Annotated in this window: 8 protein-coding genes and 1 riboswitch; of the genes, 5 read left to right on the top strand and 3 right to left on the bottom strand. The window is 62.1% G+C overall.

Annotated elements, in window-relative coordinates; genetic code table 11:
* The first annotated feature begins 147 nt into the window (after positions 1-147).
* The gene (locus tag MUW49_RS15710; RefSeq protein ID WP_029313407.1) at positions 148-639 is read left to right on the top strand and encodes an RNA-binding protein; all 492 of its coding nucleotides are present in this window, start codon (positions 148-150) and stop codon (positions 637-639) included.
* A 3-nt stretch (positions 640-642) separates the two neighbouring features.
* Here the strand turns inward: MUW49_RS15710 and murI are convergent, their stop codons facing one another.
* From murI to MUW49_RS15695, 3 genes are all read right to left on the bottom strand, one after another.
* The gene (gene murI / locus MUW49_RS15705; protein WP_048209425.1) at positions 643-1,431 is read right to left on the bottom strand and encodes a glutamate racemase; all 789 of its coding nucleotides are present in this window, start codon (positions 1,429-1,431) and stop codon (positions 643-645) included.
* Positions 1,432-1,540: 109 nt separating this feature from the next.
* A complete protein-coding gene (locus MUW49_RS15700; protein WP_113979232.1) occupies positions 1,541-3,406 on the bottom strand; it encodes a TonB-dependent receptor in 1,866 nt (621 codons plus the stop codon).
* A gap of 51 nt (positions 3,407-3,457) precedes the next feature.
* Positions 3,458-3,636: riboswitch (cobalamin riboswitch) on the bottom strand.
* A 35-nt stretch (positions 3,637-3,671) separates the two neighbouring features.
* Positions 3,672-4,574 carry a LysR family transcriptional regulator gene (locus MUW49_RS15695; protein ID WP_113979230.1) on the bottom strand — a complete coding sequence of 301 codons (903 nt, stop codon included), beginning with the start codon at positions 4,572-4,574 and terminating at the stop codon, positions 3,672-3,674.
* Positions 4,575-4,684: 110 nt separating this feature from the next.
* On the opposite strand from MUW49_RS15695, the gene MUW49_RS15690 reads away from it, so the two are divergent.
* From MUW49_RS15690 to MUW49_RS15675, 4 genes are read left to right on the top strand one after another with little or no spacing between them, the layout of a single operon-like run.
* The gene (locus tag MUW49_RS15690) at positions 4,685-5,611 is read left to right on the top strand and encodes a sodium-dependent bicarbonate transport family permease (protein ID WP_113979229.1); all 927 of its coding nucleotides are present in this window, start codon (positions 4,685-4,687) and stop codon (positions 5,609-5,611) included.
* Positions 5,612-5,615: 4 nt separating this feature from the next.
* On the top strand, positions 5,616-5,918 hold the full coding sequence (locus tag MUW49_RS15685; protein ID WP_026456329.1) for a nitrogen regulatory protein P-II: 303 nt from the start codon (positions 5,616-5,618) through the stop codon (positions 5,916-5,918).
* Positions 5,919-5,977: 59 nt separating this feature from the next.
* Positions 5,978-6,487: a 5-(carboxyamino)imidazole ribonucleotide mutase gene (purE, locus tag MUW49_RS15680; protein ID WP_042026785.1), complete on the top strand. Its 510-nt coding sequence runs from the start codon at positions 5,978-5,980 to the stop codon at positions 6,485-6,487.
* Positions 6,484-7,608, top strand: coding sequence for a 5-(carboxyamino)imidazole ribonucleotide synthase (locus MUW49_RS15675; RefSeq protein WP_109422473.1), 1,125 nt, complete (start codon positions 6,484-6,486; stop codon positions 7,606-7,608). The genes purE and MUW49_RS15675 overlap by 4 nt, the downstream gene beginning before the upstream one ends.
* Positions 7,609-7,944: the final 336 nt, after the last annotated feature.

Genomic DNA, 7,944 nt, shown 5'->3' with positions numbered 1-7,944 from the left:
GGATCTTCCTGGCTGAAGGAATGCCATACTGAAGCGGATAATTTGCCTCAAGTGGTCCATGGTAGCGTCTGGTCGTAAAGCTGGTTACCATGAAGGTGAATAGAGTGTTGCACCTTTTTTGCTTTCATTTACAAAAGGTCTTTAAAGATGAATTTATCCAAGTTTCCCGTTTATGTGCAGGCAGCAGTTCTTGCTCTGGTATTGGCGCTGCTCGGCTATCTGGTTGCCCAGGCCCTGCAGTTCTCTCTGAAAGTCGAAGTCATTTTTGCCGCCGGTCTGGCCATTGGCGGTTTCGTGGTACCGCTCTTCCTTAACCGTGCGCCTGCCACCGCCCTCGAACAGGCGACCAGCCAGGAGACCTGTACCTTATATGTAGGCAACCTGCCCTATCGCGCCAACGAGATTGCGGTGCGCGAACTCTTTGCCGAGCAAGGTCAGGTACTGTCAGTTCGTCTGATGAAGGACAAGGCCACCGGCAAACGCAGGGGCTTCGGGTTTGTGGAGATGCCTGTCGCCGATGCGGCCAAGGCCATCGCCGCGCTCAATGACAAGGAGTATCAGCAGCGCACCCTGAAAGTGCGTGAAGCAAATGACAAGCGGGACCGGGATGAGAAGGACGTCAACGACGTCGACGCCTGATATTCAGTACACCACTTCTTCGAGTGACGACAGCCCCCAAGCTTGCAAGGGGGCTGTCAGTTTCTGGGCCCCAGCATCCAGTCGCGTGCAGTAGGCACGTCCCGTCCCCTCGCCAGGCGCCTGGACCGGCAGTGTCGCCAGCAGATGCGCCACCCGCCTTGCCACGGCAAGACCCGAATCGACCAGTTGGCATTCCGGCATCAGCTGTTTGATCTCTTCGTTGAGCAAGGGGAAGTGGGTACATCCCAGTACCAGGGTATCCGGCCTCTCCTCCCCTTCCATCCAGTCTGTGAGCACCTCTCTGAGCAGGGCCATATTGACCGGCAACCCCGCCAGCTTGCGCTCGGCTTCGATAACCAGTTCGGTGGCCCCCTTCAGCAGCACATGCTTGCCCGGGGCGAACTGGGCGATGAGTTCATGGGTATAGTCACGGCTGACGGTGCCGGGCGTTGCCAGCAGACCGATGTAGCCGTTACGGGTCAGGGCGGCGGCAGGCTTGATCGCGGGGACCACGCCGACCACGGGAATGCTGAGTGCGGTACGCAGGGATGGCAGGGCAATGGTGCTGGCGGTATTGCAGGCGATCACCACCAGATCGATGGCGTGCTCGGCCACCATGTGGCTGACCAGTCCGGTACAAGCCTCGATGAGGGCCGCCTCACTCAGCTCGCCATAGGGAAAGTGGGCATTGTCGAAACTGTAGAAATAGTTGTGCTCCGGCAGAGCGCGACGGATCTCCCCATAGACGGTCAGACCGCCCATACCGGAGTCGAACACGAGAATATTGGCCACCTGAGCTCCCCCTTTGGTGCAAGGGGGCGATCATACTCCCGGCTGCGGCCAATAGAAAAGGCCCTGCCAATAGCAGGGTCCCGGTTTTTTCCGATCAGACGGATAGGGCTTACAGGGAGTAATCCATGGTGATGTAGTAAGCCCGCTCATCGGCCGGATAGCCAACCGCGGTCTGATACTCCTTGTCCAGCAGGTTGTTGATCTTGCCGGAGACCTTCAGCGCCGGCGTCACCTTGTAACCCACCGCCAGATTCCACACGCTGTAACCACCCAACTCGGTGGTGTTGGCCGCGTTGCCATAGCGCTCGCCCTGGTAAATCCAGCTCAGGGAGCCGTCAAACTGCTGCCACTGCGCCTCTGTCACCCACTTGGCGCCCTTGCGGGAGATCAGCTGCAGCTGTTTGTCGGTGATCCTGTCTTTGGGATCCTTGTATTCGGCAGAAACCCGATGGCTCAACCAGCCGGTAGCGAACTCCCCTTCCAGCTCGACCCCTTCGATCCGTGCCTTGCCCACGTTTTGTGGCGTCCACATCCCCTGGCTATCGGGGGCCCACTGGATCATCTGCTCGAAATCGTTGCGATAGCCGGTCAGGCGCCACTCCACCCCGGCGGTCTGACCATCCAGCATCAATTCGCTGCTCTTCGACTCTTCCGGCTTCAGCTTGCTGTTGCCGGAGCCCGGATAGTAGAGATCGTTGAAAGTCGGTGCACGGAAGCCGGTGCCGTAACGGGCACTGAGACGGTAATCCTCTGCGAAACGCCAGCCCGCTCCGGTCTGCCAGGTGTTGTGACGACCAAACTGCTCGTTGTCGTCGCTGCGTCCGCTCAACTCGGCCTGCCAGGTTTGGTTGTCAAACTGGGCGAGGGCATAGAGGCCGGTGTTGTCACGCTCTTTGGCGTCGGCCGGATAGGTGGCGCCGGAGGAACGAGAGCGATCATCCAGCATGTCGCGCTGCCAGTCGGCCCCGCCACCCAGGGTCCAGAACTCGTTCACCTTGAAGCTGTTGACCCAGTTCATGCTGTACTGGCGGGTATAGGTGCGGTTAACGGCCTGATCGCGACCATTGTTGTCCGGATAGTCGTAGGCGTCCTGCTTGGAAAAGGCGCCGCGCAGCTCGCTCAGGTAACGATCATCGTGATAGCGGGAACCGAGCTGGTAGCTCTGGTTTTCAGTCCAGGTCTCTGCACGAAAATACTCTGTTTGATATGTAACATTATTAAAACCAATACCTTGATACTGGGCAATATTGCGGAACCAGCGCGCAGTACCGAACAGATCCCAACGGCTATCGAGCGCCTGCTGATAGTCCAGCATGGCGTTATAGCCGCGGTGGCCATGACGATCACCATCATTGATACCGGGCAGAGGCTGCACATTGTAGCCGGACTCGTCGTCAAAGCCGCCGGCGACTTTGAGCTGACCCGCCTCGCCCACCTGGCTGGCGCTGCTGAACGCCGCCTGGCGCTGTTGATTGGAACCAGCCCCCAGGTTGAACTTGTGCTGGTTGGTGCCCTGCTCGGGGCGCGTGATGATGTTGATCACCCCGCCGATGGCATCGGAGCCATAGATGGATGCACGCGGGCCGCGAATATATTCGATCCGCTCGACCTGATTGAGCGGCAGGTTGTTGAGTTCGGTCATCCCGGCGGTCAGAGAGGCGCTGCGCACGCCGTCCACCAGCACCAGCGTCTGAGAAGAGGTACCGCCGCGCACCCGCAGCGAGCTCAGTTGACCGCGACCACCATTGCTGACCACTTCCACACCGGGCAGGGTTTTGACCACATCGGTCACGGTTTGGGCTTGCAGGCGATCGATCTCGTCCCGGCTGATCACATTGACGGGAGCCAGTACGCTGGAGGCGGGTTGGGCGACGCGAGTGGCGGTCACCACCATGGTGGGATTGACAGGAATGGTCAGCTGCTGGGCAAATGCCGCCGTCGGCAACAGGGCAGCCGCCAATAATTTCTTGGACATGAGAGATCCTTAAGTTCGCGTAAGCATCTACTTCGTGGCCGGTTTCTCTCGGCCCGAAATACGAACTTTGGCAGGTCTTCGGGCTGGGGGGCTGATGGCCTACGGCGACGGCTTCCCACCTGACGGCAGTGCCCTGATGTCGCTTCGTTCCCCCTTACCGCTGCGCGCCAGCTCCGGATTCTCACCGGATTCCCTTTTAAGCATGATGCGCCAAAGCGGGGGGATTATAGGCAGAGCCGTCTTGGATGTATAGCCATCCAGATTTCTATTTTTTATTTTCCAGTGCCGCCAATCGCTGGCTGGCCCCCTCCATCACCGCCTTCACGCCGGGGTGGGAGAGATGACGGCCGGCCGAGACCAGATAGTAGGAGAGGGTGACCTCGGGCAGGGTGGCAATCCGTTCGACACCATAGACGCGGGTTATCTCCTCCCCCATGGCGAGCGGAGCCGGAAAGATCCCCATCCCCGCCTTGCCAAACGACTTCATCAGGGCAGAGTCATCGAACTGGCCGACCAGGTGGGGATGGATACCCTGCTGGTGATACCAGACCAGCAAGCGATCATGAGTCACCGACTTTTCACCCGGGATCAGCACGGGCAACCCCTCCAGCGCGGCGGGAAACCCCTTGCGGGCCTGCGCCGCCAGCGCCGGGCTGGCAAACAGGGCCAGCGGGCTGCGCCCCAGCTCGTGGTTATAGCCGCGGATGCCGCTGTCGGGGGGCAGCGGGCGGTCGGTTAGCACCATGTCCAATTTGTGTCTGGCCAGCTCGCTGAAGAGCTGGTCGGGCCGCTCCTCATGGCAGATCAGCCGAAGCGGGGTCGCCAGTGCCATGGCCGGCGCCAGCAGTTCGAATGCCAGGGTACGGGGGACTGACGCGGTAATCCCCACCTGCATGGTCAGCTCCTGGCTGGCGTGGCGCAAGGAGTGCTCCAGCTCGGCGCCGAGCGAGAAGATGGCCCCGGCCTGTTCGAGCGCCTGGCGACCGGCCGCCGTCAGCACGAGCCGCCTGCCCACCCTGTTGAACAGCGCCACGCCGAGGGATTGCTCCAGCTCGGCCACCTGGCCGCTGATGGTCTGCGGGGTCAGATGAAGTTGCTGCGCCGCCCGCGTCACGCCACCGCTGCGGGCCACATGCCAGAAGTAGTAGAGCTGCTTGTAGTTGAGCATCGGACCCCTTATCAGTTTTTACCGAACAACCATCAATCAAAATCTGATTTTATCGAAGCATCATGCACTCTAGCATGCAACCACCCTGTGGACTGCTCCCGCGAGTCATCATGTTGGATGTTGTTGTTCTCTTTTTCCTGTTTGGCCTGCTGGCCGGTTTGATACGTTCCGAGCTCAAACTACCACCCGCCCTCTACGATACTCTCTCCCTCTTTTTGCTGCTGGCTATCGGCCTCAAGGGCGGCGTCGGGCTGGCCCAGCAATCCCTGCTCCCCCTGCTGCCCCAGCTGGCGCTGGTGATCCTGCTCGGCGTGGTGCAGACCCTGCTCGGTTTTGCCCTGCTGCGCATCAAGATGAACCGGATCGATGCCGCCGCCACCGCCGCCCACTACGGTTCGGTCAGCGTGGCCACCTTCGCGGTCGGGGTGAACTGGCTCACCGAGCGCGGCATCGACTTCGAATCCCAGCTCTCCATCTTCCTGGCAGTGATGGAGATCCCGGCCATCCTGGTCGGCATAGTGCTGGCGCGTGGTGTGAGTCGCCAGACCCGCTGGCGGATGCTGGCCCACGAGACTTTCCTCGGCAAGGGGGTCACCCTGCTGCTCGGCGGCATGGCCATCGGCTACCTGGCCGGACCGGAAGGGGTCGCTCCCCTCAAACCGCTCTTTGTCGACCTGTTCAAGGGAGCGCTGGCCCTGTTCCTGCTGGAAATGGGCCTCATTGTCGCGCGCCAGTGCCAGGACCTGCGCCGTCACGGTCTGTTCCTGCTCGGCTTCGCTCTGCTGATGCCGCTCGCTTCGGCCGGACTGGGATTGGCCGTCGGCAAGCTGATGGGGCTCTCCCTCGGCGGATTGACCCTGCTTGCCATCCTGGCCGCCAGCGCTTCTTATATTGCCGTACCCGCCACCCTGCGCATCGCCCTGCCCCAGGCCAATCCCGGACTGTCGCTGAGCGCCGTGCTGGGGGTCACCTTCCCGTTCAACATCATGCTGGGGATCCCGCTCTACCACAGCTGGGCCCGCCACTTCATGGAGTAGCCATATGCAGACCGAGACCCGCACCCTGTTGACCATAGTGACAGAGGCCACCCTGGAACCCACCCTGCTGCGCACCCTGACCCGAGAAGGGTTGCGCGGCTATACCATCACCGATGCCCGGGGCCGGGGAGACCATGGCGAACGCAACGCCAGCTGGAGTGAAAGCGGCAATATCAGGCTGGAGGCGATCTGCACTCGCGAGCAGGCCGAACGATTGATGGAACATATTAAGATCCGTTACTACCCCGATTACGCTATGATTGCGTTCCTGCAAACGGTCGAAATAGTGCGACCCGAGAAATTCTGAGCCGGCATGCCGGCTTGTTTTGCCAACCAGAGACAAACGTTTGACTGCAAGGAGTAGTAATGAGCACCCCTCCCCTGATCGGCCTGGTAATGGGCTCCGACTCTGACTGGCCCGTGATGCAGGCCGCCGCCCGCATCCTCAAGGAGCACGGCGTGCCCTATGAAGCGCGCGTCGTATCCGCCCATCGCACCCCGGATCTCCTGTTTGAATATGCCGCCAGTGCGCGCGAACGCGGCCTGCGCGCCATCATCGCCGGTGCCGGCGGTGCCGCCCATCTGCCGGGCATGCTGGCCGCCAAGACCACGATTCCGGTGCTGGGCGTGCCGATCCCGACCCGCCAGCTCAAGGGGATGGACTCCCTGCTCTCCATCGTGCAGATGCCCAAGGGCGTACCGGTCGCCACCTTCGCCATCGGCGAGGCGGGTGCCGCCAACGCCGGCCTGTTTGCAGTGTCCCTGCTCTCCGTCGCTCAGGACGGCGACGCTCCCCGTTATCATCAGCAGCTCGACGGCTTCCGCGCCAAGGAGCGCGATCGGGTGCTGGCCCTCACCCTGGAGGAGCCGGCATGATACTGCCTCCCGCTACCCTCGGCATGCTCGGCGGCGGCCAGCTCGGCCGCTATTTCGTGATGTCTGCCCACCGCCTCGGCTATCAGGTCATCGTGCTGGATCCGGATCCCGCCAGCATCGCCGGCGCCGCCGCCGACGATCAGATCATCGCAGCCTATGACGACGCCGATGCCCTGGCCGAACTGGCCCGCCGATGTGATGCCATCACCTGCGAGTTCGAGAACGTGCCCGCCACCTCCCTGGCCCTGCTGGAGCAGCACAAGCCGGTGCGCCCGGCCGCGAGCGCGGTGCGCGTCTGTCAGGATCGCCGTGAAGAGAAGGCCTTCCTGGCCCGTGCCGACGTACCCGTCGCGCCGAACCTGACCCTGCTGCCCCACGAGCCGCTGCCGGCCCTGTCGGACGACCTCTTCCCCACCATCCTCAAGACCGCCCGCGAGGGTTATGACGGCAAGGGGCAGTGGACCATTCACCAGGCCAGCGAGCTGCCGGCGGCTCTGGCCGCCAGCGGCGTACCCTGCGTGCTGGAAAAACGCCTGCCACTGGAAGGGGAGTTTGCCCTGACGCTGGCGCGCAGCCCAAGCGGTGCCATCAGCGCCCTGCCCCTGGTGCAGAACTGGCACAGCGGCGGCATCCTGGATCAGACCCGCTCCCCGGCCAACGTGCCCGCCCTGGAGGCCGAGGCCCAGCGCATCGCCGAGCACATCATCGCCGCCCTCGACTACGTGGGCGTGCTGACGGTGGAGTTCTTCCTGGTCGGCGGCCAGCTGCTGGTCAACGAGATGGCGCCCCGCCCCCACAATTCGGGTCATCCCAGCATCGACAACGCCGGCTGCAGCCAGTTTGAGCTGCAGGTACGCGCCCTGTGCGATCTGCCCCTGCCGGCAAAAGCCGAGGTGCAACCCGCCATCCTGCTCAACCTGCTCGGTGATCTGTGGCAAGACGGCACCCCGGACTGGGCCGGTGCCCTGGCCCTGCCCGGGGTGCACCTTCACCTCTATGGCAAGGGCGAAGCCCGCCCCGGCCGCAAGATGGGCCACGTCACCGTCACTGACCGCGACTGGGCGGCGGTCGAGGCCACCGCGCACCAGCTGCGTGCCCTGCTGGGTCTGCCTCCGCGCTGAGTCCACCCCTTGACATGCAAAGACCCGGGCCAAGGCCCGGGTCTAATGAGATGGTCACCCCCACCCTGTGAGCGGTACGCTGACAGGGTGTTTTTCTTTCAGGAGAGGCCATCATGGAAAACGTTGCGCTTATTGGTATTGATCTCGGGAAGGTGCGAATAAGCGGGGAAATTCTTCTCGGCTGACTCAGGGAAGGTGCGAACAAGTCCCTGATATGAGATCATGTTTGTCATCTGGAGCCATGAAAAAGGGTTCATCATGAGTCATCAGCTCACCTTCGCCGACAGTGAATTCAGCAGTAAGCGCCGTCAGACCAGAAAAGAGATTTTCTTGTCC

The sequence above is a fragment of the Aeromonas sp. LsrichE-8G genome (assembly GCF_022869435.1).
Lineage (GTDB): Bacteria > Pseudomonadota > Gammaproteobacteria > Enterobacterales > Aeromonadaceae > Aeromonas > Aeromonas caviae.
Note: the sequence above shows the minus strand (reverse complement) of the source record. Positions and strands in the feature narration are given on the sequence as shown.

Excerpts from the sequence above, each read along its gene's own strand:
- MUW49_RS15710 (WP_029313407.1), top strand. The coding sequence starts at position 148 with ATGAATTTATCCAAGTTTCCCGTTTATGTGCAGGCAGCAGTTCTTGCT.
- MUW49_RS15700 (WP_113979232.1), bottom strand. The coding sequence starts at position 3,406 with ATGTCCAAGAAATTATTGGCGGCTGCCCTGTTGCCGACGGCGGCATTT.
- MUW49_RS15695 (WP_113979230.1), bottom strand. The coding sequence starts at position 4,574 with ATGCTCAACTACAAGCAGCTCTACTACTTCTGGCATGTGGCCCGCAGC.
- MUW49_RS15690 (WP_113979229.1), top strand. The coding sequence starts at position 4,685 with ATGTTGGATGTTGTTGTTCTCTTTTTCCTGTTTGGCCTGCTGGCCGGT.
- MUW49_RS15685 (WP_026456329.1), top strand. The coding sequence starts at position 5,616 with ATGCAGACCGAGACCCGCACCCTGTTGACCATAGTGACAGAGGCCACC.
- purE (WP_042026785.1), top strand. The coding sequence starts at position 5,978 with ATGAGCACCCCTCCCCTGATCGGCCTGGTAATGGGCTCCGACTCTGAC.
- MUW49_RS15675 (WP_109422473.1), top strand. The coding sequence starts at position 6,484 with ATGATACTGCCTCCCGCTACCCTCGGCATGCTCGGCGGCGGCCAGCTC.